The 26628-nt window shown below is 71.5% G+C and carries 25 protein-coding genes and 1 pseudogene; 15 read left to right on the forward strand and 11 right to left on the reverse strand.

What is annotated here, in order from left to right:
- Positions 1-29 precede the first annotated feature (29 nt).
- Together J7E97_RS15800 and J7E97_RS15805 are read left to right on the forward strand one after the other, a co-directional pair.
- Complete coding sequence (locus J7E97_RS15800) at positions 30-731, forward strand: FadR/GntR family transcriptional regulator (RefSeq protein ID WP_215027499.1); 702 nt, start codon at positions 30-32, stop codon at positions 729-731.
- Positions 732-882: 151 nt separating this feature from the next.
- A complete protein-coding gene (locus J7E97_RS15805) occupies positions 883-1545 on the forward strand; it encodes a GNAT family N-acetyltransferase (RefSeq protein WP_215027501.1) in 663 nt (220 codons plus the stop codon).
- On the opposite strand, the gene J7E97_RS15810 is transcribed toward J7E97_RS15805, so the two are convergent.
- Positions 1542-2756 carry an ROK family protein gene (locus J7E97_RS15810; RefSeq protein WP_215027503.1) on the reverse strand — a complete coding sequence of 405 codons (1215 nt, stop codon included), beginning with the start codon at positions 2754-2756 and terminating at the stop codon, positions 1542-1544. The two genes, J7E97_RS15805 and J7E97_RS15810, sit on opposite strands and share 4 nt — an antisense overlap.
- A 13-nt stretch (positions 2757-2769) precedes the next feature.
- Complete coding sequence (gene xylB / locus J7E97_RS15815) at positions 2770-4200, reverse strand: xylulokinase (protein ID WP_215027505.1); 1431 nt, start codon at positions 4198-4200, stop codon at positions 2770-2772.
- Positions 4201-4293: 93 nt separating this feature from the next.
- Here xylB and xylA point away from each other — a divergent pair, with 93 nt between their 5' ends.
- Positions 4294-5466, forward strand: a complete 1173-nt coding sequence (gene xylA, locus J7E97_RS15820; RefSeq protein WP_215027507.1) for a xylose isomerase — start codon at positions 4294-4296, stop codon at positions 5464-5466.
- Positions 5467-5577: 111 nt separating this feature from the next.
- Here xylA and yicI read toward each other — a convergent pair whose 3' ends face one another.
- From yicI to J7E97_RS15845, 5 genes are all read right to left on the reverse strand, one after another.
- On the reverse strand, positions 5578-7860 hold the full coding sequence (gene yicI, locus J7E97_RS15825) for an alpha-xylosidase (RefSeq protein ID WP_215027509.1): 2283 nt from the start codon (positions 7858-7860) through the stop codon (positions 5578-5580).
- Positions 7857-9281: a GH1 family beta-glucosidase gene (locus J7E97_RS15830; RefSeq protein ID WP_215027511.1), complete on the reverse strand. Its 1425-nt coding sequence runs from the start codon at positions 9279-9281 to the stop codon at positions 7857-7859. Before J7E97_RS15830 ends, yicI begins: the two co-directional genes overlap by 4 nt.
- A 125-nt stretch (positions 9282-9406) precedes the next feature.
- Positions 9407-10390 carry an acetylxylan esterase gene (locus J7E97_RS15835; protein WP_215027513.1) on the reverse strand — a complete coding sequence of 328 codons (984 nt, stop codon included), beginning with the start codon at positions 10388-10390 and terminating at the stop codon, positions 9407-9409.
- 455 nt (positions 10391-10845) lie between these two features.
- The gene (locus J7E97_RS15840; protein WP_251054614.1) at positions 10846-11193 is read right to left on the reverse strand and encodes a hypothetical protein; all 348 of its coding nucleotides are present in this window, start codon (positions 11191-11193) and stop codon (positions 10846-10848) included.
- A complete protein-coding gene (locus J7E97_RS15845) occupies positions 11190-12005 on the reverse strand; it encodes a phytanoyl-CoA dioxygenase family protein (RefSeq protein ID WP_215027515.1) in 816 nt (271 codons plus the stop codon). The genes J7E97_RS15840 and J7E97_RS15845 overlap by 4 nt, the downstream gene beginning before the upstream one ends.
- 147 nt (positions 12006-12152) lie before the next feature.
- Between J7E97_RS15845 and J7E97_RS15850 the strand changes: the two genes are divergently transcribed.
- From J7E97_RS15850 to J7E97_RS15880, 7 genes are all read left to right on the forward strand, one after another.
- Positions 12153-12953, forward strand: a complete 801-nt coding sequence (locus J7E97_RS15850) for a helix-turn-helix domain-containing protein (protein WP_215027559.1) — start codon at positions 12153-12155, stop codon at positions 12951-12953.
- A gap of 147 nt (positions 12954-13100) precedes the next feature.
- Entirely contained in the window at positions 13101-14078 is a 978-nt protein-coding gene (locus tag J7E97_RS15855) for an expansin EXLX1 family cellulose-binding protein (RefSeq protein ID WP_215027516.1), read from the forward strand.
- A gap of 129 nt (positions 14079-14207) precedes the next feature.
- Positions 14208-14741, forward strand: coding sequence for a SigE family RNA polymerase sigma factor (locus tag J7E97_RS15860; RefSeq protein WP_215027561.1), 534 nt, complete (start codon positions 14208-14210; stop codon positions 14739-14741).
- Positions 14738-15574, forward strand: coding sequence for a hypothetical protein (locus J7E97_RS15865; RefSeq protein WP_215027517.1), 837 nt, complete (start codon positions 14738-14740; stop codon positions 15572-15574). Before J7E97_RS15860 ends, J7E97_RS15865 begins: the two co-directional genes overlap by 4 nt.
- A gap of 169 nt (positions 15575-15743) precedes the next feature.
- Entirely contained in the window at positions 15744-17144 is a 1401-nt protein-coding gene (locus tag J7E97_RS15870; protein ID WP_308346523.1) for a uracil-xanthine permease family protein, read from the forward strand.
- The gene (locus J7E97_RS15875) at positions 17141-18529 is read left to right on the forward strand and encodes an amidohydrolase family protein (protein WP_215027519.1); all 1389 of its coding nucleotides are present in this window, start codon (positions 17141-17143) and stop codon (positions 18527-18529) included. The genes J7E97_RS15870 and J7E97_RS15875 overlap by 4 nt, the downstream gene beginning before the upstream one ends.
- A complete protein-coding gene (locus J7E97_RS15880; RefSeq protein ID WP_215027520.1) occupies positions 18526-19236 on the forward strand; it encodes a sulfite exporter TauE/SafE family protein in 711 nt (236 codons plus the stop codon). The genes J7E97_RS15875 and J7E97_RS15880 overlap by 4 nt, the downstream gene beginning before the upstream one ends.
- Here J7E97_RS15880 and J7E97_RS15885 read toward each other — a convergent pair.
- Together J7E97_RS15885 and J7E97_RS15890 are read right to left on the reverse strand one after the other, a co-directional pair.
- A complete protein-coding gene (locus J7E97_RS15885; protein WP_215027521.1) occupies positions 19220-20266 on the reverse strand; it encodes a substrate-binding domain-containing protein in 1047 nt (348 codons plus the stop codon). The two genes, J7E97_RS15880 and J7E97_RS15885, sit on opposite strands and share 17 nt — an antisense overlap.
- Before the next feature lie 91 nt (positions 20267-20357).
- Positions 20358-21092 (reverse strand): translation initiation factor IF-2, encoded by a 735-nt coding sequence (locus tag J7E97_RS15890; RefSeq protein ID WP_215027523.1) that lies wholly within the window; start codon positions 21090-21092, stop codon positions 20358-20360.
- A 159-nt stretch (positions 21093-21251) separates the two neighbouring features.
- On the opposite strand from J7E97_RS15890, the gene J7E97_RS15895 reads away from it, so the two are divergent.
- Positions 21252-21656: an FKBP-type peptidyl-prolyl cis-trans isomerase gene (locus tag J7E97_RS15895; protein WP_285428258.1), complete on the forward strand. Its 405-nt coding sequence runs from the start codon at positions 21252-21254 to the stop codon at positions 21654-21656.
- On the opposite strand, the gene J7E97_RS15900 is transcribed toward J7E97_RS15895, so the two are convergent.
- Complete coding sequence (locus J7E97_RS15900; protein WP_215027525.1) at positions 21653-21967, reverse strand: hypothetical protein; 315 nt, start codon at positions 21965-21967, stop codon at positions 21653-21655. The genes J7E97_RS15895 and J7E97_RS15900 overlap by 4 nt on opposite strands.
- 153 nt (positions 21968-22120) lie before the next feature.
- On the opposite strand from J7E97_RS15900, the gene J7E97_RS15905 reads away from it, so the two are divergent.
- The 3 genes and pseudogenes from J7E97_RS15905 to J7E97_RS15915 all read left to right on the forward strand — a co-directional run.
- Positions 22121-23032, forward strand: coding sequence for a phenylalanine 4-monooxygenase (locus tag J7E97_RS15905; RefSeq protein WP_308346524.1), 912 nt, complete (start codon positions 22121-22123; stop codon positions 23030-23032).
- A gap of 802 nt (positions 23033-23834) precedes the next feature.
- Complete coding sequence (locus J7E97_RS15910; protein ID WP_215027527.1) at positions 23835-24011, forward strand: hypothetical protein; 177 nt, start codon at positions 23835-23837, stop codon at positions 24009-24011.
- Positions 23996-24272: pseudogene (locus tag J7E97_RS15915) on the forward strand (IS5/IS1182 family transposase); the annotation flags it as partial. The gene J7E97_RS15910 and the pseudogene J7E97_RS15915, both read left to right, overlap by 16 nt.
- Before the next feature lie 33 nt (positions 24273-24305).
- On the opposite strand, the gene J7E97_RS15920 reads toward J7E97_RS15915, so the two are convergent.
- Positions 24306-25046, reverse strand: coding sequence for a class I SAM-dependent methyltransferase (locus J7E97_RS15920; protein WP_215027529.1), 741 nt, complete (start codon positions 25044-25046; stop codon positions 24306-24308).
- Between the two features lie 534 nt (positions 25047-25580).
- Here J7E97_RS15920 and J7E97_RS15925 point away from each other — a divergent pair.
- Complete coding sequence (locus J7E97_RS15925; RefSeq protein WP_308346525.1) at positions 25581-26618, forward strand: PP2C family protein-serine/threonine phosphatase; 1038 nt, start codon at positions 25581-25583, stop codon at positions 26616-26618.
- Positions 26619-26628 lie beyond the last annotated feature (10 nt).

Consider the following 26628-nt stretch of genomic DNA (forward strand, 5'->3'; position numbering starts at 1 on the left):
GCACATACCCGGCACTGAGAGGCACGTTAGTGGCACTGACGGACGAGGCGATCGACAAGATCAAGGCGATGATCCTCAACGGCGAACTCGCGCCCGGCTCCCGCCTGCCCAAGGAGGAGATCCTCGCCGGACAACTCGGCCTGTCCCGCAATTCGCTGCGCGAGGCCGTCCGGGCGCTGACGGCCATGCGGATCCTGATCACCCGTCAGGGCGACGGCACGTACGTTTCCAGCCTGGAGCCCCATCTCCTGCTGGAGAGCCTCTCCTTCGCCGCCGACGTCTCCCAGGGCCGCACGGCACTGCAACTGCTCCAGGTGCGCCGCCTGCTGGAACCGCAGGCGACCGGGCTGGCCGCTGCGCTGCTGACGCCGGAGGACCTACTTGAACTGCGCGACATCCTCGACAGGTCCCGGGCCGCCACCACCGTCGAGGAGTTCGTCGCCCACGACATCGCCTTCCACCTCAGGATCGTCGAAGCCATCGGCAACCCCGTACTGGAGATGCTCCTGCGGGTACTGTCCACGCGCACCCAGCGCGTCCGCATCGTCCGCGGCAGCCGGACCCGTCACGCGTTGGACAACGCCCACCAGGACCACGAGCAGATCCTGCGCGCGCTCCAGTCGCGCGACGCCCTGCTGGCCGTCTCCGCCGCGACCGTCCACATCACGGCCGTGGAGCAGTGGCTGGCCGCCAGCCTGAGCGACGACCCGCTGCGAGCGATCGACGATTGACCGCCCCGCGGTACCGACGGCGGTCAGCCGAGCGGTGCCGCAATCCGTGCTCCCTCGGCCGAACGGCCTGCCCCCATGGTCACATCCCACCTCTGTCACGTAAGGCCTGCTTAGCGCTATTAGCTATTACCGAGCAGGGGGGCGGGCGGCGATGCCGGACACCAGGATCAGTGAGCTCGTACGGAAGTGGATCGACGGCTGGGTCGTCTCCCGCGGCAGCTCGGACCCGATCGACGAGCCGTGGGGATGGACGATCGACGTCGGACAGCCCCAGCACGTCGCCCGGCACGTGCTGCCGGAGCCCTCCGAGGGCGACGTGCGCAAGATCGTCGCCGCGACGAGCGCGCCCGGGACGTGGCTGAAGCTGTTCGCCGAGGACCAGGTGGTCCTGCCCTGGGTCGGGCCTGGCTGGCGGCTCGACGGTCCCGGCTTCCTGATGACCCGTCACCTCGAACCGGAGCGCACCGAGGTGCCGGCCGGCTACACGCTCACCAGTTGGACCCGGAGCGGCCTCAGCCGGGTGCTGGTCCGCACGCGCGACGGACACTTCGCCGCCCGTGGACAGATCGCCCATGTCGGCGACCACATCGTCGTCGACCAGGTCGAGAGCGCCGCCGAGCACCGGCGCAAGGGCCTCGGCCGCCTGGTGATGCGCACGCTGCAGAACACCGCCTACGAGGCCGGTGCAAGGACGGGCCTCCTGGTCGGCACGCCCGAGGGACGGGCGCTCTACTCCTCGCTGGGCTGGACCGTGCGCTCCCCGATGGCGAGCCTCTGCTACGAGCCGTCGGACGCCGCCCGGCCACAGCACTAGGAGCGGTCAGGCAGGCGGGTGGGATCGGCGATGATCTGCCGGACGGTCGACCATGCCGCGCCCAGCACCGGTCCGCGCCGCCCCAGGGCGGAGGGCCGGACCGCCTCGGGGGTCCAGGGTCTTACGGTGATCCGGGCGGCCAGTTCGGCGCGGATCGACGGGAGGAGCCAGTCGGCGAGTTCGGCGTAGGCGCCGCCCAGAACGAGGCCGTCCGGGTCGATCAGGTTCACCGCCGAGGTGAGGGCGAGGCCCAGGGCCCGTCCGGCGCGGTCCAGGGCGCGCAGGGTCGCCGCGTCCCCGGCGCCCGCCCGCTCGGCCAGCAGGGCCACCGGGTCGCCGACGTGCGCGAGCCCGGCCTCGCGCAGTACGGCCGCCTCGCCCGCGTACTGCTCCAGACAGCCGCGTGCCCCGCAGGCGCAGCGGGCGCCCTCCGGATGGACGGGCAGGTGGCCGAGTTCGCCGGCGAAGCCGCGTGAGCCCCGGAACAGCTTCCCGCCGATGACCAGTGCGGCACCGATTCCGGCCTCGGCGGAGACGTGTACGAAGGTCTCGGTGGAGTGTCCCCGGTGCCACTGCTCGGCCAGCGCCCCGAGGTTGGCCTCGTTCTCCGGTTCGGGCACGGTGTCGGGGTCGGGCCAGTGGTCGGCGGGGCGGACCGCCTGCCAGCCGAGGTTGGGCGCGTTCGCGATCAGTCCGCTCGACGCGTTCGGCACCACCCCCGGTACGGCCAGGACGCGGCCCTCGACGCGCAGTCCGAGGGCGGCGGCCTCGGACTCCGCCTCGGCGCCCAGCGCGGCGGCCTCCGCCAGCACCTGCCCGGCCGGACGGCCCGCGTTGGCCCGCTCCACCCGGCGCCACACCCGGGGTTCACCGCGCAGGTCCACGACGCACGCGGCGAGATGGGTGACGCCGATCTCCAGTCCGAGGCCCGCGGGACCCCGATCGCTCAGGGTCAGCGCCCGCCCGGGGCGGCCGACCCGTCCGCTGGGCGCGCTCTCCGTCTCGGTGAGCGCTCCGCGACCGATGAGCTCGTCGACCATGGAGGAGACGGCCGGCCTGGTCAGGCCCGTGTGCCCGGCGACGTCCGCACGGGAGAGCGGGCCGTGCGCGGCGACCGCGCCGATGACCATCGCCAGGTTCTGCCGCCGCATCCCCTGCTGCGAGGCGGGCGCGGCTTCCACGCGCCCGTTCGCCCTGCCGATCCCCGCCATTGAGCCGACCTTCCTATCGTTCTCCCGGCGGGACCTCCTGCAACGCCCGCGCCCGCCGCAGCGTACTGGTGATCCGTTCGAGCGCGCCTTCGTCACGGGCCACGGGTTCCAGCACCGGGCCCTCGGCGGTCCGCCAGCGCCGGGCGACGGCGTCGGCGGGCTCGCCTGTGAGCAGTGCGGCCGCCTGGGCGGCGGCCCCGAGCGCGACCAGTTCCTGGGCCACGGGCACCTGAACCGCTCGGCCGGACAACCGCAGGACGGTCCGCTGCCAGGCCCTGCCGCGGGCTCCGCCGCCGATCAGCAGCAGTGGTTCGTCGGGGGCGGGATTCTCGCCTCCGGCACGCAGCACGTCGTCCAGGGCCGAGAGCAGGGCCTGGGCGGCGCCGTCGTAGGCGGCCTGGAGCACCTGCCCCGGCGTGGTGTCGTGGCGCAGGCCGTGGACGAGGCCGGAAGCGTCCGGGAGGTTCGGAGTGCGCTCGCCGTCCAGATGGGGAAGCACCACCACCGTGCCACCTCCCTCGACGTCCTCGCGGTCGCGGCCGAGGAGGGCGGCGAAGCGGTCGACGGCGAGGGTGCAGTTGAGCGTGCAGGCGAGGGGCAGCCAGCCGCCGAGGGCGTCGGCGAAGCCGGCGACGGTTCCACTCGGGTCCGTGGGCCGGGTCCGGCCCACGGCGTAGACGGTGCCGGAGGTGCCGAGGCTCAGTACCGGGCGTCCCGGCGTCAGGCCGAGCCCGAGGGCGGCGGCCATGTTGTCACCGGTCCCGGCGGCCACCAGCGCGCCCTCGCGCAGTGGCGTCCCGGCGCGGACGAGGCCCGCCCGGGCGCCCGGCGGCAGGACCTGGGGCAGCAGCGCGGGGTCGAGGCCGATCCGGCCGAGGATGTCCTGGTCGTAGCCGTCCGGGCCCCACCAGCCGGTTCCCGACGCGTCCCCGCGGTCCGTCACCGCCTCGCCGGTGAGCCGCTCCGTCAGAAAGTCGTGGGGCAGGCGGACGGCCGCGACGCGGTCGGCGGCGGCGGGCTCGTTCGCGTGCAGCCAGGCCCACTTGGCGGCCGTGAAGGCGGCCGTCGGGACGCTTCCGGTGCGGCGGGCGAGCTCTGCCGGGCCGAACGCGGCTGCGAGTTCGGCGGCCTGCGGGGCGGAGCGGACGTCGTTCCACAGCAGCGCCGGGCGCACCGCGCGGCCGGCCGTGTCGAGGGTGACCAGGCCGTGCTGCTGGCCGGCGATGGAGCAGGCGGCGGCGCGATCCGCCCATCCGGTGCGCGCCACGGCTTCGCCGAGCGCCCGCCACCACTGTTCGGGGTCGCTCTCGCGTCCGGCGCCCGCGCTGACGTCGTGCGCGGCGCGGCCCTCACCCAGGACGGCGCCGGTTTCCAGGTCGACGGCGAGGGCCTTGGTGGACTGGGTCGAGCTGTCGACACCGATCACGACACGCTGTGCGGACATGCGTTCCTCCGGTGGGGTTCCTTCTTGCGTCTCGGCATACTAATTTGTTTTTCGCCATAACAAATAGACCTCGGCATGGATCCGGAGCGCCTCATGACCAGCGACCCGCTCGTCCCCACCCCCGCGCACAAGTTCACCTTCGGCCTGTGGACCGTCGGCTGGCAGGGACGGGACCCCTTCGGCGACGCCACCCGGCCCGCCCTCGACCCGGTCGAGGCCGTGCAGCGGCTGGCCGAGCTCGGCGCCTACGGCGTCACCTTCCACGACGACGACCTGATCCCCTTCGCCGCCGGCGACGCCGCACGCGAGCAGGCGGTCAAGCGCTTCCGCACCGCACTCGACACGTCCGGGTTGAAGGTGCCGATGGCCACCACCAACCTCTTCACCCACCCGGTGTTCAAGGACGGCGCCTTCACCGCCAACGACCGGGACGTCCGCCGGTACGCGCTGCGCAAGACGATCCGCAACATCGACCTGGCCGTGGAACTCGGCGCCTCGGTGTACGTCGCCTGGGGCGGCCGCGAGGGCGCGGAGTCGGGCGCGGCCAAGGACGTCCGCACCGCCCTCGACCGGTTGAAGGAGGCCTTCGACCTGCTCGGCGAGTACGTCGAGACCCAGGGTTACGACCTGCGCTTCGCGATCGAACCCAAGCCCAACGAGCCGCGCGGTGACATCCTGCTGCCCACCATCGGCCACGCCCTGGCGTTCATCAACGAGCTGGAACGGCCCGAGCGGGTCGGCCTCAACCCGGAGGTCGGCCACGAGCAGATGGCCGGGCTGAACTTCCCGCACGGCATCGCCCAGGCCCTGTGGCACGGCAAGCTGTTCCACATCGACCTCAACGGCCAGACCGGCATCAAGTACGACCAGGACCTGCGCTTCGGCGCGGGCGACCTGCGCCAGGCCTTCTGGCTGGTCGACCTGCTGGAATCGGCCGGCTACGACGGTCCCCGTCACTTCGACTTCAAGCCGCCGCGCACCGAGGACTCCGACGGCGTCTGGGCCTCGGCGGCCGCCTGCATGCGCAACTACCTGCTGCTGGCGGAACGCGCCCGCGCCTTCCGGTCCGATCCCGAAGTCCAGGCCGCGCTCACCGCCTCCCGACTGCCCGAGCTCGCCCTTCCCACCGCCGAGGACGGCCTGGCCGGGCTGCTGGCCGACCGCTCCGCCTTCGACGAGTTCGACGTCGATGCCGCCGCCCGCCAGGGCATGGCCTTCGAGCACCTGGACCAGCTCGCCCTCGAACACCTCCTCGGCGCCCGCTGAGCCGGTACGCCCATGAGCCGGGCCGTGACGTTCCACGGCCCGGCTCCGCCATGCGGTGACCGCCATGCGGTAACCGCCGGAGGGGCCGACATCCTCGTCCGGCCCCCCGGCTCAGGCCGGGTAGGCGAGGCCGGCCTCCATGGTGCCGGCGGGCTGGGTGTGGACGGTTCCGGCCGGTCCGCCGAACCGGAGCTGCCAGGGACGGGGGCTGTCGGTGGTCACGTGGAGGCGGTCGCCCCGGCGGCGCAGGTGGAAGCGGGCCACCTCGCCGGGGCCGTCGGAGCTCGGGATCACCACGGTGCGCTCGGCGCCGTCGGCGAAGGCGTGGACCCGCAGCTCGACTCCGTCCGCCCAGGCGGACACGGGGTGCTGGTCGTCAGCGGCGAGCGGGATGACGGAGTCGGGGCGGGCCAGCAGCGGCAGGGTGTGGAAGCCGTGCTGTTCGCGGACCCAGCGGGGACCGGTGATCCGCGCACCGGTCAGAACGTTCGTCCACGGTCCTTCCGGCACGTAGTACTCGACCGTGCCGTCGTCGGTGAAGACCGGGGCGACGAGCAGGTCGTCTCCGAGCATGTACTGCCGGTCGAGGGTGGCGGCGGCCGGGTCGTCGGGGAACTCCAGCACCATGGCCCGCATCACCGGGACACCGGTGCCGTGCGCCTGCTGCGCGGCACGCTGGAGGTAGGGGGCGAGGCGGTGCTTGAGCAGGGTGAACTCGCGGGTGACGTCGACGGCCTCCTCCCCGTAGTCCCACGGCACGCGGTACGACTTGCTGCCGTGCAGGCGGCTGTGCGAGGAGAGGAGACCGAACTGCACCCAGCGCTTGAACACGGTGGGGGTCGGAGTGCCCTCGAAGCCGCCGATGTCGTGGCTCCAGAAGCCGAAGCCGGAAAGGCCGAGGGAGAGCCCGCCGCGCAGCGACTCGGCCATGGCGTTGAAGTGGGATTCGCAGTCGCCGCCCCAGTGCACGGGATACTGCTGGCCGCCGGCGGTGGCGGAACGGGCGAAGAGCAGCGCCTCGCCCTCCCCTCGCACCTCGCGCAGCAGCTCGAAGACGGCCTCGTTGTACAGGTGCGTGTAGTAGTTGTGCATCCGCTCCGGGTCGGAGCCGTCGTGCCAGGCGACGTCGGTGGGGATGCGCTCGCCGAAGTCGGTCTTGAAGCAGTCCACGCCCATGTCCAGCAGGGTGCGCAGCTTGCCGGTGTACCAGTCGCGGGCGGCGGGGTTGGTGAAGTCCACCAGTGCCATGCCGGGCTGCCACAGGTCCCACTGCCACACGCTGCCGTCCGGGCGGCGCACCAGGTGGCCCTCGCGCATGCCCTCCTCGAACATGGCCGATTTCTGCGCGATGTAAGGGTTGATCCAGGCGCTGATCCGCAGCCCCTGCTGCTTCAGCCGGGCGAGCATGCCGGCCGGGTCGGGGAAGGTGTCGGGGTGCCACTCGAAGTCGCACCACTGATACTCGCGCATCCAGAAGCAGTCGAGGTGGAAGACGCTCAGCGGGATGCCGCGCTCGGCCATGCCGCCGACGAAGCGGTTGACGGTGGCCTCGTCGTAGTCGGTGGTGAAGGAGGTGGTCAGCCACAGGCCCAGGGCCCACGCCGGGGGAAGCGCGGGGCGGCCGGTGAGCGCGGTGTAGCGCTCCAGGATCCGCTTGGGGGTCGGGCCGTGGACGACGAAGAACTCCAGCGACTGGTCCTCGACGCTGAACTGCACCTGGCCGACCGACTCGGAGCCGACCTCGTAACTGACCTTGCCGGGATGGTTGACGAAGACCCCGTACCCCCGGTTCGTGAGGTGGAAGGGGATGTTCTTGTACGCCTGCTCGCTGCTGGTGCCGCCGTCGGCCTGCCAGATGTCCACGACCTGCCCGTTCTTGATGAACGGGGTGAAGCGCTCCCCCAGCCCGTACACCAACTCGCCGACACCCAAGGAGAGTTGTCCGAGCATGAAGTGCCGGCCCGTGTCGTCGGTGGCGAAGCCGGTGCCCCGCTCACCCACGGAGGTCAGCATCCGCCCGCCGGCGGTGAACTCCAGGAGCCACGGCTGGGAGGTGTCCACCCGCAGCGACAGCTCACCCGCACTGAGCTCGACCACCGCGCCGTCCCGGTGCACCTTTCCCACGTCCGGTTGCGCGCCGGGCAGCGCGAACTCCGGCTCCCGCCGCCCCGAACCGGCGTGGTGGGTGACCCGTACCCCGATCACGTCCTCGGCGGGCGACCAGCACTCGACCGTCAGCAGCGCGCTGTTGAGCATGCCGCCGCGGCTGCTCACGTGCTTCACCGGCGCGTAGAGGGTCATCCGGTGCTCGTCGGCCCGGACGTCCGCGACCTCGGCGGCGTACCGCGTGGTGACGCCCGGGCGCATCAGCCAGTAGCCATCGGTGAACTTCATCGGGTCGTTTCCTCCGTCCGCGCGCGGTGCGCGGTGATCAGGCCCTGGAACCAGCGGTAACTGTCCTTGGGCGTTCGGGTCAGCGTGTCGTAGTCGACGTGGACCAGGCCGAAGCGCTGGCCGTAGCCGCGCGCCCACTCGAAGTTGTCCAGCAGCGACCAGACGTAGTAGCCGCGCACGTCCACGCCCGCCGAGATGGCGTCGGCGACGGCGGCGAGGTGGTCCGCGAGGTAGTCGGTCCGCGCGGCGTCATGGACCCTGCCGTCGGGGCCGACGGTGTCGGCCTCCGCGGAGCCGTTCTCGGTGATCCAGACCGGCGGGAGCCGCGGGTGGCGGGCGTGGAGTTCGCGGAGCAGTTCGGTGAGCGCGTCCGGAACGACGGGCCATCCCATGGTGGTGTGCCGGGTCCCGTACGGGTCCACCTCGACGACGCCGATGTCCGTGGCACTGCGCTGCTCGAGGTCGTTCGTGCGGTGGGGGGCGGCTGCGACGGTGATCGGGCGGTAGAAGTTGACGCCGAGGAAGTCCAGTGGGGCGCCGATCAGTTCGAGGTCGCCCGGCAGCCGCCAGGGGCCGTCGGCGAGGCCGGCCCAGGTCTCGGCCTCGTGCTCGGGGTAGCGGCCCGCGAGGAGCGGCTCGGTCCAGACCTCGTTGTGGAGGACCTTGGCACGGCGCAGGGCGGCCCGGTCCTCGGGGAGGGCGGAGGCGAGATGGATGCGGTCGAGGTTGAGGCTGATCCCGACCTCCCGGGCGCCCGCGGCGCGCAGCTCCCGTACCGCGAGGCCGTGGGCGACCAGCAGGTGGTGTGCGGCCGCCAGCGCGCCGCGGCCCTCCTCGGCACCGGGTGCGTGGCGCCCCTCGGCGTAGCCGACGAAGGCGGAGCAGTACGGCTCGTTGAGGGTGATCCAGCGCTCCACCCGGTCCCCGTAGCGCTCGGCCGCGAGGGCCGCGTACTGCGCGAACGCCTCGGCGGTCTGCCTGACGCGCCAGCCACCACCCGCGGCGGAGCCGCTGTCGGACGGAGTCTCCAGGGCCTGGGGCAGGTCCCAGTGGTAGAGGGTGACGGCGGGGGCCACTCCGGCGGCCAGCAGATCGTCGATCAGGCGGTCGTAGAAGTCCAGGCCCTTGGGGTTGACCGGCCCGGTGCCCTGCGGCAGCAGGCGGGACCAGGCGATCGAGAAGCGGTAGCTGTCGACGCCGAGCCCGCGCAGCAGGGCGACGTCCTCGCCGTGGCGGTGGTAGTGGTCGCAGGCGGTGTCGCCGGTGGCGCCGTCGAGCGTACGGCCGGGGGTGTGGCTGAAGGTGTCCCAGATGGAGGGGCCGCGGCCGTCCTGGTCGTGGGCGCCCTCGATCTGGTATGCGGCGGTCGCGGCACCGAAACGGAACCCGGCGGGCAGTTCCGGGAAGGCCGGGGTGCTCAAGGGCGGTACCTCATGGGTCTGTCGTGCTCCTCGGTCTCGGGGGCGGGGGCGGGGCTCAGCGCGTGGGGCGGCCGGGCGCGCGGGCCGCCCTCGCCCGGCCCGCCCGGTCCGGTGGTGCGGGGCGCTCAGAGCTCCGGCGCCAGCCCGCGCTCGCGCAGCCAGGCCAGTTGGACGGGCGGGTTGGAGCCGCAGCCGCCGCCGTGGTCCCCGTACGGCCACACGGTCATGGTGCGGTCCTCGCCCGCGTACTGGTTGAAGGCGGCGTAGACCGTGGAGGGCGGGCAGACCGGGTCCATCAGACCCACGCTGAACAGCGTCGGCGCGGTGGCCCGCCGGGCGAAGTGGACGCCGTCGAAGTGGTCGAGGGTGGCGAAGGCCGGCTCCACGCGGTGGCGGCTGTGCCAGCGCAGGTACTTGGCGATCTCCTGGTACGGGCCTTCGCCGCAGATCGCGGCGGCATGGCGGAAGTGGCACAGGAACGGGACGTCCGGCATCGCCGCCGCCACACTGTCCCCGGCGAGACCGGCGACGGCGAGCGCCAGACCGCCGCCCTGGCTGCCGCCGGCCACCACGACCCGCCGGCCGTCGAGTCCGGGCAGCTCCGCGACCGCGTCCACGGCTCGCACGCAGTCGGTGACCAAGCGCCGGTAGTAATAGTGGTCGGGAGAGTCGATGCCACGGGTCATGAAGCCCTCGACCCACTGCGTGCCGTCGCCGACGCCCCGGTCCGGGGTGTCGTGGCCCTGGCCCCGGCTGTCGACGACGAGTTGGGCGTAGCCCGCGGCGGACCAGAGCAGGTGATCGGTGGGCAGTCCTCGACCGCCGCCGTAGCCCATGTAGGTCACGACGACCGGCAGCGGTCCGGCCGCGTCGCGCGGGCGCAGCAGCCAGGCGGCCACCGGTTCGCCGTTCCAGCCGGGGAAGCGCACGTCGTCGACCTCGATGGTGCTCAGCAGGTGCTGGGCGGTGACCCGTTCCACCTTGACCGCCCCGGCGTGCGACCGGGCTTCGGCGAGGGTCCGCTGCCAGAAGGCGTCGAAACCGGTCGGATCGGGCAACTCGGGCCGGTAGCGGACGAGTTCGTCCTGGCCTATGTCGGTGAGCGGCATGGGGACTTCCTCCGGTCGGAGAGGTGACGGGGCAATGGGGCTCGGCGGCCACAGGGGGCCTTGCCCCGCAGGTCCGGGCACTGGTGCGGGAAGGGTGGCGGCCCGCCCCCCTCGGACGGGCCGCCGGTCTCGTGGGGTACGGGCCTCAGCCGGTCCCGCCGGACGGGGCTGCGGGCGCGGACAGGGAACTCACGTGGACGCCCCCTCGGCGGGCTGGGTGTGATGGCCACTTGTCGAAGCGCTTCGACGCTGACATGATCCAGTGCCACTGTCAACTATCCCCGGCCCACCAAGTTTCCTCCTTGTTCAGGCTCTTGGCGAACCCCTCACACCATCGTTGACCGCGTCACGAACATTCAAGCGCTTCGACAATGCTTTTCGAGCATGCGCATCGACCATGCGCATCGACGACATCAGCACGGCGCGGCCGCCCGCACGAGGAGGGGGTGCCTCCCCTACCGGGACCCGGGCTCCTGCGGCTCCGCTCGCGCGTCGACGATCCGCTCGAAGAAGAACTCGTGCTTGAGGAAGGAGACGTCGTACTCATGACCCGGGTACGGCGGGATCAGCTGAGCGGCCTGGATCAGCCGCCATCCCGCCCGGAGCGCCGCCACCCCCGACTCGTACGGCGGCTCGTCGCTGTCGCCCGTGGTGGGCGAGGTGCGGCCCGTGCCGTCGTACAGCGACCAGCCCACGACATGGGAGTCCAGCGCCGAGGTGGCCAGATACAGTACGAGCACCTGCTGCCGCAGCTCCGGCGCGGCGCCTTGCGCCCGCTCCGGGAGGATCGCTTCGGTCGTCATGCCTGTGCCTCCTCAGGGCGGTTGGAAACCCTGGTCGCCCAGTGGTCGAGGTCGAAGTCGTCGTCGCCGGTCAGCACCCGCCACAGCAGGATGCGGTTGTACCGCTCCAGCCGACCGGTCGCCGCCTCGTACCACGGGAACATCGAGTCCAGCTCCGCGGCCACCTGTGGGTCGTCGATGTCCGAGGTGTTCCACAGGCGCTGTTGACGCACCCTGGGATTGAAGCGGATCTTGAACATGTAGCGCATCGCGTCACTGTCGTTGCGCCGGCCCCCGTGCCAGAGGCCGTGGTGCAGAAACACCACCGTCCCGGCCGGGCAGACCAGCCGGTCCTGGCCGCGCAGGTTCTGATAGCGGCCGGTGTCGGACTCGTTGATCCGCCGGAGGTGGCTGCCCGGCACGGTGAGCGTTCCGCCCATCTCCAGCGTCACCGCCTGCGGAAAGTACATCAACTGCACGTCGAAGGCGTCCGGCCGGACGTCGATGATGGCGTCCGCGTGCAGCGGCTGCGCGTCGCCGCCGTGGGGCTCACGGGTGTGCACGAAGTGGTGGTCCACCCACGGCTCCGGGCCCACGAGGCTGTGCAGGGCCCCCGCCACCTGCGGAAGCTCCAGCAGCCCACGGACGAAGGATCCTTCCGGGTAGGCCTCGGACAGCGGCGTCCCGTACCGTACCGGCGGCACCCCCTCGGCCAGTACCGCCAGGCCCTCGGAGTTCATTTCCGCCGGGACCACCGCGTCCAGGCGCAGCGACCCCCGCGCCACGAACCGCGCCATCCGCACCGAATCGAGTAGTTCTTGCCTCTTCTCCATGGCGGCCACGCTAGGCCCGGCGGCCGCGAGCCCGCGTGGGCCACGTTCACCTTCCACTGGTCGATTCTCACCACGGTGCCCGGCGCACGGGGTTGAGCGTCGCGACCCTGGAGCGGGCTTGCGGACACAGTGGTAGAACACGTGACCATGCACACGGTCCTCGCCCACCTTGACGAGCCTCCGGCCCTCGCCGCCGTCGGCATCGGCGTGCACGGGCCCGCCGGCCACGTGGACGTGTTCTCACTGCCGGACCTCTGGCAGCTCCATCTGTACGACTACGAGGCCGACTTGACGGTGAACGGCACGGAGCACGCGCTCCGCCCCGGCCGGGTCAGCCTCGTACCGCCCGGCGCCGAGGTCCGTTATCGCTACCGGGGCCGCTCCGCACACCTCTACGTCCACTTCCGCCTCGGCTCAGCCGGAACTCCCCGCAGCATTCCGGTGGTCCAGCAAGCCGGCGCCGATCTCGCCTTGCTCACCGCCCAGTTGCAGCAGACGCTGGCCGCCTGGCCGAACACCCCGGCGCGGGCCGCCGCCGAGGTGTGGGCCGCTCTGTGGCGGGTCTCCCAGCTCGCCCCTTCCAGGGAGCGGAACACGCGGGCCGCTCATCCGGCGGTCTCGACCGCCGTGGCCCTCATCGAGGCGCGGCTGGGGCAACCTCTGACGGTACCGGACATCGCGGCGGCGGCCGGTGTCTCCCACAACCACCTGACGCGCCTCTTCCGCGCCGCGACGGGGGAGACGGTCGTCGGCTACATCCGGTCCCGGCGGATGGAACGAGCCCGCCACTTCCTGCAGGCCACCACGCTCTCCGTCCCCGCCGTCGCCGCATCGGTCGGCATTCCCGACCTACAGGCGTTCAACAAGGCCTGTCGTCGCGCACTCGGCGCTTCTCCGCGCGGCATCCGTGCCGCCCAGCCCGTTTCCCCGCGGTCCCCCGCCCAGTGAGCGGACCGGTACGGGACGCGGCTGCCCGGCCGCCCCGGAGGACCCGCCGCGCGCCCGCTTCGCGCCGTCGGCAACCTTTTCGCATCCGGCGGCGACCAAGCGGTGCACCTCGACTTGAACCTTCGAACGGACGGCGGACGGACAGACATGCAGACTGCACGGCAGGCCGCGCGGCAGCGCAGGCGCAGACACCGGCTGATGACGGCAACGACGGTGATGGTGACCGCCGCGGGGGTCCTCTTCTGCCTGGTGACAGCCATGTCCTCCGGCCCCAAGGGCGGGGGCACGGCCGATGATGTGGCCGTCCCCGCCGCCCCCGCCGCCACCCAGGCGGGAGACACGCCCCCGCCCCCCACGAGCCCCGCGCCCTCGACGGACAGCTCGCGTGCCGCGGAATCCCCGACCGCGGCCGACGCGACGGCCGTCGCTACGCCCGTCGCAACGACCACCGCGGCGCCACGGCCTTCGACGAAAGGAACCCCGCGGGCGACGTCCACCACGGCGCCGTCGGCGGGACGCATCCAACCCGAGACCACCTACAAGGGCGTCGCCACCGCCTACGCCGCCGAAGACGGCAACGGCGCCTGCCTGTTCGGCCCGAGCGACGACCTCATGATCGCGGCGATGAACACCACCGACTACGAGTCGTCCAGGGCGTGCGGCGCGTACGTGCGCGTCCGCGCCGCGAGCGGCGCCTCGATCACGGTCCGGATCACCAACGAATGCCCGCTGCCCTGCGCGCCCGGCCAACTGGACCTCAGCGAACAGGCCTTCGCGAAACTGGCCGATCCCAAGCTCGGCCGCATCCCGATCACGTGGAGCCTGCTGAGCCCCCAGACGTCCGGCACGATCTCCATCCGGTACAAGAGCGGGTCCAACCCCCACTGGTGCGGCATCCAGGTGATCGACCACCGGAACCCGGTCGCAGGGCTGGAGGTACGCACCACCAACGGCTGGCGGAAGCTGCCGCGTACCGACTACAACTACTTCCTCTCCGCCGACGGCGGCGGGTGCGGCGACACGATGAGGATCACCGACATCTACGGAGAACAGCTGACGGTCGACGGGACCGCGCTGCTGCCGAACGTCGTACAACCGACCCGGGTCCAGTTCGCCCCGCACTGAACCGCACCGCGGCCGGGTGGCGGATCCGGGGTGGGTGCACCGGAGGCACCCGGTCGCATCCGGCGCTGGTACGCTGCCGTTTCGGTGGGGATGTTAACGCACACATTCGCGGAGGGGCGAGCGCCGGACATGGTCCTCGATGACGCGTCCGCGGAGTTCCACGACTTCTTCGAACGCCACTACGCCGGACTCGCCCGGTTCGCCCATCTCCTGACGGGCGAGGCGGACGGCGGCGACGATCTGGCCGCGGACGCCCTGATCGCACTGTGGCAGCGCTGGGACCGGCTGCGCCAGGCCGAGTACCCACTCGCCTACGCCCGTGGCGTGGTCGCCAACCTGGCACGGTCACGGATCCGCAGCGCGGTCCGCGAACGCCGCCGGATCGCCCTGTTCTGGTCCCGCGGCGCGGAGCCGTTGGACGGTCCGGACGTGGCCGCCGTGATGGACGTGCGTACCGCTCTCGCCCGGTTGCCGTTCCGGAAGCGGGCATGCGTGGTCCTGCGGCACGCCTTCGACCTGTCGGAGAAGGACACCGCCCTGGCGCTCGGAATATCGGTCGGTACGGTGAAGAGCCAGACCTCGAAGGGGATGGCCGAACTGGAACGGACCCTGGGCAGCACAGGAGCGGCCGGGGAACTGTCGGCGGGGAGGAGGAGCCGTTGAACGAGGAGCTCACCGGGCGGCTGCGCGCAGCCGCCGAGGCCCACCAGCCCGACCGCGCCCGGATCCTGGCACGCGTGGAACGCGGCATGTCCGGCGCCCCCGCCGCCCACCGCTCGTCGTCGGGCGCGAGGCCCTGGCCCAGGGTCGCGCTCGCCTCCCTCGCCACGGCCGGCATCGTGGCGGTCGGTGGTTTCGCCGTCGCCGCCCTCGTCCGGTCCCCGCCGGTCCGGCCGGACATCTCGGCCACCCCCGCCGGGCCGTCCGCGACCGGGACTCCCCACGCGACGGCGTCGGCGCCCGTCACCGGCGGCCCGACCGCGCCGGACCGCTCGCCCTCGACCCGGCCCAGCCCCGCGGCGCCAGGCGGCGCGGGCTCGACACGTCCCAGCCCCGCCGCGCCGAGCGGTGCGGGCTCGACCCGGCCCGGCAGCGCGCAGGTCCAAGACGGGCCCCTGTCGTCGGCCGGCTCCTTGGACGCGGACAGCAACACCTACTGGGCCCAGAGCGACATCACCCTCAAGACCACGCAGCCGCTCACCGCACTCACCATGGAACTGCGCGTCACGCAGACCGGTGGAGTGCGGAGCACCGGCAGCTGGCGGACGCTGCCCGCCGACGACTTCACCGTCACCGTGCAGGAGGGGGGCGGAGCGGTGGTCTACCGCTGGGTCCTCAAGCCGGGCCGTACGGTCCCGGCCGGACAGCACGTCTTCGCCGGCCAGTACAACCACGCCGCCGGCGAACGCGAGGCCCAGGACGACGGCTATCGCGTCGACGCCACCGGTCCCCGCGGCGCCCTCTCGGTCTGGGGCGGCTTCACCCCGACACGGTGACGCCCTGCTCGTTGGGCCCCGGACGGCTGGTGGGCCGAATCTCTTGACGCCCGTCGGCCGCCCCTTACATACTGACGGCCAAATCGATTTGGCCATGTCGATTCGGCTCTCCGTCCAGGGCGCATCACGGCTGAACTCAAGCGTGTCGAAAGCCGAACGGAGCTCGAGCGTGTCCAGTCCCCGCCAGACCCTTCCCAGTACGGACCAGCCACCGGCGCCGGAGCCCGCCGACCCGGCGGGCATCCACCCGGTCGACGAGGCCCGCCCCTTGGGGCGGATCCTCCTCTTCGGAATCCAGCACGTCCTCGTCATGGCCGCCACGCCGATTTCGGCGATCTTCCTGATGAGCGCGACCCTGCGCCTCGACCCCGGCCTGACCGTCAACCTGCTCGCCGCGGCCTTCGTGCTCTCCGGTGCCGGATCACTGATCCAGTCGCTGGGGCCGTGGAAGTTCGGGCCCCGCCTGCCGTTCGTGATGCTGCCGGGCGGTGCGCCGCTCATCCTCTTCCTCGCCATCGCGGAGCAGCACGGCCTGCGCACGGCCACCGGCGCGGTCATCCTCACCGCCGTCTTCTACTTCGTCGTGCTGCCGGTCTTCTCGCGGCTGCTCGCCTTCTTCCCGGCCCTCGTCATCGGCACGATGATCGTGATCGTGGGCGTCAACCTGGTGAAGGTCGGCGCCGTCCTCGTCACCGGCCGTCCCGGCGAACCGGCCTTCGCGAACACCACGAATCTCGCGCTCGGCATGGCGACGATCGGCTTCACCGTCGTCTTCTACCTGCTGTTCACCGGCATCCTGCGTCAGCTCGCGGTCATGCTGGGCCTGCTCGCCGGCACCGCGCTGGCGGCAGTGCTGGGTCACATCGACTTCGGTGGTGCCGCCGAAGGCGGCCTGGTCAGCCTGCCGCAGCTGATGCCGTTCGGCTCGCCCCAGTTCAACCTCGTCGCCGCGTTGCCGCTGATGCTCTACAGCCTCGCCTCCATGGCGGAGGCCACCGGCCAGACCGTCATCAACGCGGAGGCCGTCGGCAAGGAGATCGACCGACGCACCACCGTCCCCAGGACCATCCGCGGTGACGCGCTCACCTCCCTCGTCGGCGGGTTCTTCGGGCTGCCGTTGATGGTGACGAGCGGCGAGAACATCGGGATCGTCCGTGTCACCGGTGTGCGCAGCCGGTTCGTCACGGCCGCGGCCGGCGTGGTCCTCATCGTCATGGGATTCCTCGCGCCCGTGACCCGCGCCATCAGCGCCATCCCCGCCGCGGTCATCGGCGGCACCGCCATGGTCGTCTTCGCCGTCATCACCGTCCTCGGCGTGCAGATGCTCGGCCGCTCGGACCTCGACAAGCACAGCAACACCTTCATCTGCGCCGTCGCCCTCGCGCTCGGCCTCCTGCCCATCCTCATCCCGGGGGTGTACGCGGGCTTCCCGCCGACCGCCCGCATCCTCCTCGAAAGCGGCGTCGCCGTCGGCGCGTTCGTCGCGGCCTTCCTCAACATCCTCTTCCACCACATCAGGCCGGCCATCGCCGCCCGCCTGGCCAACACCCGTACGGAAAGTGCCCGATGAACCAGCTCATCCGCGAACTCCTCGACAGGCCCGGCCCGATCCTGCTCATACCCGACGCCGTGCTGTTGCCCGAAGGGCCCGCCAACGGCTTCGCGGTCGTCATCGCCGACGGCTCGTTTCGCGCCGTGGGACCCGCGGAGGAGCTCAAGCGCACGCATCCACACCTCGATGGCGTACGGCTGCCGGGCCACCTGCTCATGCCCGGTTTCGTCGACGCCCACCACCACCTGACGCAGAGTTTCGGTTCCGCGCTCGCCTTCGGGGAGCCGTCGGAGATCTTCCGGCGGGTGTGGGTGCCGCTCGAGGGCGCGCTGGACGAGCAATCGGTTTACATCGCCGCGAAGTTGGCGGCGCTTGAGGCGCTGCGTGGCGGATTCACCACCGTCGCGGACGCCGGCACCCGCGCCGCCGTGGATGTCGATGTCGTCGCCTCAGCCGCCCGGGACGCCGGAATCCGCTGCGTTCTGGGTCTCGTCTGCAACGACGCGGACGACGACGACCCCTTCGATTCCGACACCGCGGAGAAACACCTCGCCTGGTACGACGGCGACCCCCTCATCCATCCCTCCCTCGCCGTCTCCGTTCCCGAGGCGGCGAGCACAGCGACCCTGCGGCGCGTTGCCGGTCTCGCCGCCGAGGCGGGAGCCACCCTCCAGATCCACGTCAACGAGCACCTGGCCGGTGTCGAACGCTCCCTGGTAAGGCACGGCCTGCGCCCGCTCGAATACCTGGAGCACATCGGCGCGCTCGGCCCGCACCTGCTCGCCGCGCACGCCACTCTGCTCACACCCCGCGAGCTGACCCTGCTCGCCGACACCGGGACCGCCGTCAGCTACAACCCGGTCGCCAGCGCCTGGAAGGGCAACGCCGTCGCCCCCGCCATGACCATGGCCGAGCGCGGCATCCGTTTCGGCCTCGGCACCGACGGGACCCGCGGCGACGGATTCCGGCTGGCCGAAGCGGCCGAATTCGCCCAGCGGATCGCCTACGGGCTCGCCACCGGCGACTCGTCGTGCGGCGCCGGCTGGACCTGGCTAGAGCACGCCACGCGCGGCGGCGCCGACGCCGTCGGCCTCGGCGCCCACACCGGCGCCATCGCCGAGGGCCTGGCCGCCGACTTCCTCCTCGTCGACGTCACCAACCCCGAACTCGCGCTCTCCTGGGACCTCCCCTGGGAGCTCGTACGACGCGGCAACCGCGACCAGATCACCGCCGTGTTCGTCGCGGGCAGGATGCGCCTGTGGTGCGGCCGGCCCAACGGCTGGGACGGCCCCGCACTCGTACGGCAAGCCGCCGAACTGGCGCGTGCCGCTGTGGAACGAGCGCCCATCATCCGCGTGCACCCCACCTCCACGGTGGCACGCGAACGGAGCATCGCACGATGAGCTACGAGACACTGGCGGTGCTCGCCTGCACGGTGGCCGTGGCAGCGTTCGTGCAGGGCAGCAGCGGGCTCGGCTTCGCGCTCATCGTCGCACCCGTCGCGGGCATCCTCGATCCCGGCCTGCTCCCGGTGTTCGTCCTCGCGTCGATGATCCCGCTCAACCTGTACGTCGCCTGGCGCGAACGCGCCTCGCTCGATCTGCGCGGCGCCCGCTGGATCACCTCCGCACGGCTCGCCGCCACACCCGGCGGACTGGCGCTGCTCTGGCTGATCCCTGACCGCAGCATCGGCCTGTTCGTGGGCATCGCCACCGTCCTGGCGGCGGTCGTGAGCCTTGCGGCACCCGCGTTCACCCCAGGCCGGGCCGCCTACATCGCCGCCGGCTCGGTGACCGGGCTGACGGAGACCGCCACCGGCGTCGGCGGTCCGCCACTCGCACTGGTCTACCAGCACCGCCCGCCGGCCGAGCTGCGCGCCACCGTCGCCGCCTGCTTCCTCGTAGGCGAAGTCGCCTCACTCGTACTGCTGTTCGCGACGGGGAAGGGGCATTCCGAGGACCTGGGCTGGGCGATCGCGCTGCTCCCCGCGATCGCCGCCGGCGCATGGCTGAGCCGGCTGGTGCACCACCGGATGGATGCACGTCGGATGCGTCTGTTCGTGCTCGTGTTCGCGCTGGTCTCCGGACTGGTCCTCATGCTCGGGCCGTGACCCTCAGCGAGGACGCCCGCGGGATCAGCCGGGGCTCGGGCGACGTGACCACCGCGGCGGTGGTCACGTCGCCACGCAGCCTTCCCAACAGCAGCTCCACGGCGTCGGACGCCGCCCGGTCCAGGTGAAGATCAACGGCCGTGAGCGGCGGCTCACACGTACGGGCGCGCAGTCCGTCGTACCGGGTGACCACCATGACATCGGCCGGCACGGAGCGCCCACTGTCACGGATCGCCCGGACCGCCCCCACGGCGAAGGCGTCCACCAGCGCGCACACCGCGTCGATCCCGGGATGCTCGGCGAGCAGGGCCGCACAGCGCTCGTAACCGGCCTGTTCGCCGCCCGACTCCGGCGCGGTCGCCACGATCGGCGCCCAGCCGTACTCCTCGGCGATGCGCTCGTACGCGGCACGCGCGTCGATCGACGAGTGCCGTGCCCCCGCTCCGATGATCAGCGCCGGGCGCCTCGCACCCTGTTCGTGCAGGTGCCTGAGCAGGAGTTCGGCGACGCGCTCGCCCCGCAGATCGACGAACGGCGCGCTCTCGTCCGGCGAGACCGGCCTGCCCAGCGCCACGTACGGAAGCCCACGGTCCTTCAGTTGGGCCGCCGCCGCGTCGCTGACATCCGGCTCGACGACGATGGCCCCGTCGATGTCGACGGAATACAGACCCGAACCGGACTGACCGACGGGCGGTACGAGTACGAGCGCGTACCCGTGCAGCAGTGCGCTCTCGGCGGCGGCCGCGGCGATCTCCATGTAGAACCCGAGCCGGGACGGCCCCGCGGCCACCGCGAACGGCATCGACGAGGCGAGCGCGATCGCCTTGGCCTGGCCGCGCCGCAGCCGCTGCGCCCGCAGGTTGGGCCGGTAACCCAGCTCGGCGGCAACCTGCTTGATGCGCTCCCGGGTCCGCGGATCGACCTTGCCCAGCCCGTTGAGAGCGTGCGAGACCGTCGTGCGTGACACCCCGGCGGCACGGGCGACGTCGGCGATCGTGGGTGGCCTTGAGCCGGACCCGGAAGTGGCCATGTGCCGTCGCTCCTCACGTGCGCAGAACAGGTGACGCCACCATCTTCGCCGACCCGCGACCGGGAAGGCAGCCGCAGCCGCCGCGCGGGCGTCAGTGCGGCGGCGGTTGCGGGTCCAGGGCGTTCCCGACGGTGCAGCCGCCCTCTCCGGGCATCCGCTGGATCCGGGTCGGCACCCACACTTCGGTGGCGCCGGGGCCCACGCGGGCCAGAAGGCAGTCCTGCGCGTCGAAGCCGTTGCCCTTCACCGAGAGGAGGACGCCGACCCGGCCGCCGACCGTCTTCACCTCGGTACGGATCGCCGGATCCAGGTCCAGGGCGGCGAGCGCACGGCGCACGTCGGCCTCGTCCGCCCGGCCGCCCTCGGGCACCCGGGGAAGTTTCGCGCGGAGCTCCTCGTACGGCAGCCGGGGCGGTTCTGGTGGCGGGGCGAAGGTCAGCGCGGGGCCGTCCGGACAGTCCACGTCACGGGGATCCTCACGCCACTCCGACTTGGGCGACACCCGCACCGCGAAGCAGCGCCGCACGACGATCTCCTCAGGGTTGAGCCACCCCTTGTAAGCCGAGCCGGACGTACGGACGACCACGCCGATGCCGTTCCCGTCGTGAGTCGAGGTACCCGTCACCCGCAGCACCTCCACCCCGTCGATGCCGGAAGCGGAGCGCCCGACCTCCTCCGCCGTGCGCGGACGCTGACCGTAGAGCCGCTCACCGGCCTTCCTGGCCACTTCCCGTGCGGCGTCCGTCGCCTCACCCTCGGAGGACTGCACCACTCCGCAGCCCGCGGTGAACAGCAACAGCAGGACGAGCGGAAGCAGTCGGCGCATGCGTCCACCCTTCCGGCGCCTCGCGCGGCGGGCAACCGCTCACGTACTCAGACCGGCGTAGGCGATCATACTCACCCGGCACGACGGCCTCCGGAGACCGTGCCACCCATGTCCGGCTGGTTCGTGCCAGGGCTTCCAACGGAGAGTGATGAGGCAGCGATGAGTGAACTGACGAAGCCCGAGGTCGACGTTCCGGAGGGTGACGCTCCCACCGAGCTGACCGTCCGGGACCTGGTCGTCGGGGACGGGGCTGAGGTGAAGCCGGGCATGGTGGTCAGGGTCCACTACGTCGGGGTGACCTTCGAGTCCGGGAAGGAGTTCGATGCCTCCTGGGACCGGGGCCAGCCGTTCAAGTTCGCCCTGGGCAGTGGCAGGGTCATCAAGGGCTGGGACCGGGGGGTGAGGGGGATGAGGGTCGGCGGTCGGCGCGAGATCATCGTTCCCCCGCGTCTCGGCTACGGCAATCAGTCGCCCTCGCCGTTGATCCCGGCCGGCTCGACCCTGGTCTTCGTGGTGGACCTGCTGGACTTGTATTCCGGCACAGCCGGGTGGAGCAACGCCTAGTGACCCTGGCCGCTCCTCCCCTTCGACGCGCCGCGTCGTCTCCCGGGACGGGTGCCGCCGTGCCCGTCGCTGCCACCCCTGCTGGGGTGCCGTGCCCGGTCGGCGTCCCCCCGCCCGGCCGGGGCCCAGGCCGAGACCGCGTGGACCCCGCCGTACGCGTACAGGAGCTGTCCGGTCGTGGCGGTGGTCACGGCGGCCGCGGCGTGGATGGCCGCGTCGTCCCACGCACCGGTCCAGTGGCAGGCGATCGCGAGGTAGACGAGGGCGGTCTCCTCCAGTCCCTCTTTCGCGAAGACCCAGGTCGCCGACACGGGCCTCCCACGTTGTCCAGAGCTCCCGGACCTTGATGTGCGCTCCGCATGCCCCGGACGGGTGAACCATGCGAGGTCATGCGTAAGCGCACCATGACGAACCGTGATCATGATGAATAAGATTCCTGCGGACATGGACGAACAGGAGAATCCGTGGTCGAGGCGATGGCGACGACCCCCGTCAGGGAGGACGGCAGCCTGGGAAACGCCGAGGCTCATCCCGCCTTCGCCGACCCCGTGTATGTGCTCCGCCGTGACGCCATTGTCGCCGGCGCCGCAGGGCATCAAGTGGGCGCGCCGTCGCCCGTCGTCGAGTACACGGATGCCGAACACGGGGTCTGGAGGCGGGTGCACGCGGCGCTGGCGGCCGCACGCGAGGGGCGCGTGTGCCGCGCGGTGGAAGAGGCCTGCCGCCAGGCGCCGATCCCCTCGGATCGTGTGCCACAGCATGCCGAGGTCGGAGACCGGCTGCGTGAGCTGTCGGGGTTCACCTTCACACTGGCCGGAGGCATCGTGCCCAACAAGCGGTTCCTGGGCGCGATGGCCGACGGCTACTTCCACGCCGTGCAGTACATGCGGCACCCGGCTGTGCCCCTGTACGCGCCGGAGCCCGACATCATCCACGACGTCTTCGGGCACGGCATCCATCTGAGCAGCCCCTGGTTCGCCGACCTGTACCGCACTGTCGGCAGGGCGGCCCGCCGTGTGGACAGCGACGACGCACTCGATCTGATCAGCCGCGTGTACTGGTACAGCCTCGAATACGGCGTCGCCCGCGAGAACGGCACGGTCAAGGCCTACGGAGCGGCGTTGCTGTCCTCCTACGGAGAGCTGCACCGCTTCCACCGGGCCCGCATCCGCCGATGGAACATCCCCGACCTCGTCCGCCAGCCCTACCAGGTCACCGGCTACCAGCCCCTCCTGTTCGCGGTGGACTCCCTGAACCACCTCGCCGAGGAACTGCACGCCTTCCTCGACGACTTCGACGAATCCACCCGCGACCGACACGGCCTCCCGCCCCTGAGCCAGCGGGGCCCCATGGGCCGCATCCCCACCAGGTCCTGAACCGCTCGCTGGCCCGCCGCCGACCTTCGAGGCGCCTGGGAGAAGCTGGCGGTCGCAGCATCCAGGTGGTGACCCGCCCCGCCGCCCACCGCGGATCCCGCGCGCCCGAGCCGACCCGGCCGTGCGTGCGGCTCCCTACCGTAACTACTCCCTACCGGGCACTGGCCGAACACGAGAAGACCCACGCGTACCCGGAAGCCGTCGAGAACGCGCACGCCGACTTCGCCACCCTCCAGCAACGCAACCCCAGCCCTCAGTGGTTACCGAACTCAGCGCACATCACCGCCGCGTGCCGGATCGCCCGCGAGCAGGCGCTGGTGCAGTGGGGGGGAGTCCGGCAGGCCGGGGTGGGTGGGCCTGCCGGACCGTGGCGCGGGCCGGTCCTGTCACCGGGGTCCGGATGCCACGGGGTGCCCCTTCGAAGACCACCGGGGCAAGGGGGGAAAGCGCCGGTGCGCCGTCTCGGGCCGGGCACTCCCATCCTTCTCAACGAGCTGGAACGGAAACGGTTCTGCACACACGTGCGGGGGCGGTGCGCGGAAACCGGCCCGGTGTCTGATCGTTGACGGGGTTCGGGGATGCACCCCGTGCCCGGCGTTCCGAGCAGCCGGGCACGGGCCCTGATCGAGCGGCTCGGATGCCCTGGGGTCTGCTGGCCGAAGACGAGCCGTCCGGCAGACCCCGGGCTTCAGACTCCCGGGGGCGTCGCGTGTTCTTCGACAGGCGCAAGCGCCCGCCGATCAAGCCGGCCAGCGAAGCGGACACCCCACCCGGCGGAGTCCGTCCAGATCACCCCAAGCCGGTGAGCCATCGGGCCCTGATCCCGGTGATCCGCTGCAAGAGCACCGCCCCGTGCGCAAGGATCATCCTCCCGACCGGCAGGCCGGCGGGTACGGAGGGTACAGACATGGACAAGGGCAAGCCGATCACCGGTGAGGCACGCGACAAGGTCGCCGCACACGCGGACGCCGCCGGCTGACGCTGCTGATCACGCCGGGCCAGTGGGGCGACGCCCCGCAGCTCATCCCGGTCATGGAACGCATTCGTGTCCACCGCCCGGCTGGCGGGCATCCGCGCACCCGGCCCGACCACCTGGGCGGCGATAAGGCTCAAGCACACCGTTCCCGAGCCCCGAGGTCAGCGGTCCCACCGCAAAGGACGCGGCAGCACGGGCGGACGGCCCACCGGCTTCGACAAGACGGTCTACAGACGCAGGACCGAAGTGGAGCGGACGATCAACGAACGCGTTGAAGAACTTCCGGGCTGGCCACACTTACGGTTTGTGGGTTACCCAGAGCAGTTCCGCCGGCCAGCGGTGTGCCCAGTCGGGTGGGTCGGTTTGGTTGTAGCCGTTGGCTGTTGCGGGTTCGGGCCGCGGCTCGATGAGGTCGTCGATGATGAGACCCGCGCCGCGCAGGACCTTGACCCAGTCGCCGTAGGTGAGCTGATAGCTGGTCGCGCCGTCGCCTTCGGCGATGGTGTTCAGCCCGAAGTAGTCCTGCTGCAGCGTCGTGGTCACGCGGCTGGTGGCTTCGTCGTAGCAAGCTTCGAACCATGGGCTGGCGACGTTGAACACCAGGCGCCCGCCTCGGCGCAAGACGCGTGCGGCCTGCGGGACGGCCAGGTGCGGGGGCGCCCAGCTGAGCCCACCGAAGTCGCAGAACACCAGGTCGAAGCTGTCGGCGGCGAAGGGGAGTTGTTCGGCGGCGCCTTGCACTAGCGGGTAGCGGGCCGCTCCCATCGCGCGGGCCGCTGCGGCGAGTTGGGCTTCGGACAGGTCGAGCCCGACCACGGTGGCGCCCTCGGCGGCGAGCGCCCTGGACCACTGGCCGGCGCCGCAGCCGAGTTCAAGGACGCGCTTGCCGGTGACGTCGCCCAGGGCGTGCAGGTGCGCGTCGGGGATCGAGTACATGCCCCACAGCCGGGGTGCGGCGCCGATTTGCGGGTCGTGCTCGTGCTGGTAGGCGCTGCTGATCTGGTTCCAGAGCCGCCGGTTGGCGGGGATGCTGTCCACGTGCCGACTCCAGCACTGCCTGCGGGGGAAGGTCAACACAATTAGGCCACTGGCCGGCCCTCGCCTCGGTCCGACCCTGGCTCGGCCCATGATCCGCCGGACGAGCCCTGGTAGTGCTTGGTCAGCTGGTGTCGTGGGGCGGTCTTGGGGTGGGTTGTCGGCAGGTGGGGCAGGGGCCGGTCCAGGTGGCGATGAGGTGTTGGAGGAGGTCCAGGGACGGCGAAGCGTTCGCCTGCCTGAACCACGAGGCGCCCATTCGGGTGTTCTTGTGCTTAGTCGTACACGAGCTGGGTGGAGATCTTCCGCGCCAGCTAGGACCCGGGGCATAGAGAGTGCCGCGCGGCAACGACAAAACGGCGCACAACCTGTGTCGCGCTGCGCAACCGGCTCCAGATATCGTTCACGCGTTCTATTTTAGGCAGGCAGTCGACTCTGTCCGTCAGAGCGCTATGCCCTCATTGCGCAGATATTGTGTGAAGTGTGATCCAGCCTGGACGGCTGCGGCTCCGTAGGCGCCCTGGCCCCGGAAGACTTGTGCGGCTGTCGCCGGTCATCCTGACCGTCGTCATCGCCAGCCTGGCCTATACCACTCCGCCGGAGATGGCCTTCAGCCGCCTCCTGCCCGCGGCGCCGGCCCTCGCCGCCGCCATGTGGCCGGTGCTCCCAACCGTCCTGCTCGGGACGGTCTGCCTCTTTCTGATGATCGGCCTCAGCCTCGTCTTCCCCGATCTCGGAACGTGGTGGACGGCCGCGGGGATTATCGCGGTCACCGTGGCCGCCGCGTACGGAAGCCATGTCCGGCTCCAGCGGGAGCGCACCCTCTTCCAGGTACGGCTCGTCGCCGACGCGGCGCAGCAGGTGGTGCTGAGCCCTTTGCCACGCCGCATCGGGAACGTCGAGATCGAGTCGCTGTACCTCGCGGCCGCGGCGGAGGCCCGCATCGGCGGGGACTTCTACGAGGTGGTCGACACGCCATACGGGGTCAGGTTGCTCATCGGTGACGTGCGCGGCAAGGGCCTGCCTGCAGTGGGGGCGGCCGCGGCGATCGTCAACGCCTTCCGGGAGGCAGCCTATGGCGAGGCCGACATGGTCAACGTCGCACGCAGGCTGGACGCCAGCAGCACCCGTTACAACGCCGCCTTTCCCCCCGAGGGGCCGATGGAGCGCTTCGCCACCGCCCTTCTCGTTGAGATCCCGCACGAGGGCAGACGTATCTACGTCCTCAACTGCGGACACCCCCCACCTCTGCTCCTGAACCGCAGGAAGCTTCGTTTCCTCGAGTCCCCCACCCCCTCACCACTGCTCAGCCTCGCGGAGCTGATCGGTGATCAATACAACGTCGACACCTTCGACTTCACCCCCGGCGACTTGCTGCTCCTCTATACCGACGGGATCGCCGAGGCCCGCGCCCGCGACGGCGAGTTCTTCCCGCTGGCAGCTTGGATGGGTCGACAACCCCCGACACCGCCCCGCGAACTGCTCACGGCCCTTCACCGCGACCTTCTCCGCTACAGCAGAGGCCGCCTTGATGACGACATCGCCGCCCTCGCCGTACGCCTGCGTGAGACCTGAGGCACGGAGT

Origin of the sequence: Streptomyces sp. ISL-66 (genome assembly GCF_018614135.1) — a bacterium.
Taxonomy (GTDB): Bacteria; Actinomycetota; Actinomycetes; order Streptomycetales; family Streptomycetaceae; genus Streptomyces.

What these genes read in the sequence shown, in the direction of transcription:
- J7E97_RS15805 (WP_215027501.1), top strand. Translation starts at nt 883, where the DNA reads ATGCCGGACACCAGGATCAGTGAGCTCGTACGGAAGTGGATCGACGGC.
- J7E97_RS15810 (WP_215027503.1), bottom strand. Translation starts at nt 2,756, where the DNA reads ATGGCGGGGATCGGCAGGGCGAACGGGCGCGTGGAAGCCGCGCCCGCC.
- xylB (WP_215027505.1), bottom strand. Translation starts at nt 4,200, where the DNA reads ATGTCCGCACAGCGTGTCGTGATCGGTGTCGACAGCTCGACCCAGTCC.
- xylA (WP_215027507.1), top strand. Translation starts at nt 4,294, where the DNA reads ATGACCAGCGACCCGCTCGTCCCCACCCCCGCGCACAAGTTCACCTTC.
- yicI (WP_215027509.1), bottom strand. Translation starts at nt 7,860, where the DNA reads ATGAAGTTCACCGATGGCTACTGGCTGATGCGCCCGGGCGTCACCACG.
- J7E97_RS15835 (WP_215027513.1), bottom strand. Translation starts at nt 10,390, where the DNA reads ATGCCGCTCACCGACATAGGCCAGGACGAACTCGTCCGCTACCGGCCC.
- J7E97_RS15840 (WP_251054614.1), bottom strand. Translation starts at nt 11,193, where the DNA reads ATGACGACCGAAGCGATCCTCCCGGAGCGGGCGCAAGGCGCCGCGCCG.
- J7E97_RS15845 (WP_215027515.1), bottom strand. Translation starts at nt 12,005, where the DNA reads ATGGAGAAGAGGCAAGAACTACTCGATTCGGTGCGGATGGCGCGGTTC.
- J7E97_RS15850 (WP_215027559.1), top strand. Translation starts at nt 12,153, where the DNA reads ATGCACACGGTCCTCGCCCACCTTGACGAGCCTCCGGCCCTCGCCGCC.
- J7E97_RS15855 (WP_215027516.1), top strand. Translation starts at nt 13,101, where the DNA reads ATGCAGACTGCACGGCAGGCCGCGCGGCAGCGCAGGCGCAGACACCGG.
- J7E97_RS15860 (WP_215027561.1), top strand. Translation starts at nt 14,208, where the DNA reads ATGGTCCTCGATGACGCGTCCGCGGAGTTCCACGACTTCTTCGAACGC.
- J7E97_RS15875 (WP_215027519.1), top strand. Translation starts at nt 17,141, where the DNA reads ATGAACCAGCTCATCCGCGAACTCCTCGACAGGCCCGGCCCGATCCTG.
- J7E97_RS15880 (WP_215027520.1), top strand. Translation starts at nt 18,526, where the DNA reads ATGAGCTACGAGACACTGGCGGTGCTCGCCTGCACGGTGGCCGTGGCA.
- J7E97_RS15885 (WP_215027521.1), bottom strand. Translation starts at nt 20,266, where the DNA reads ATGGCCACTTCCGGGTCCGGCTCAAGGCCACCCACGATCGCCGACGTC.
- J7E97_RS15890 (WP_215027523.1), bottom strand. Translation starts at nt 21,092, where the DNA reads ATGCGCCGACTGCTTCCGCTCGTCCTGCTGTTGCTGTTCACCGCGGGC.
- J7E97_RS15895 (WP_285428258.1), top strand. Translation starts at nt 21,252, where the DNA reads ATGAGTGAACTGACGAAGCCCGAGGTCGACGTTCCGGAGGGTGACGCT.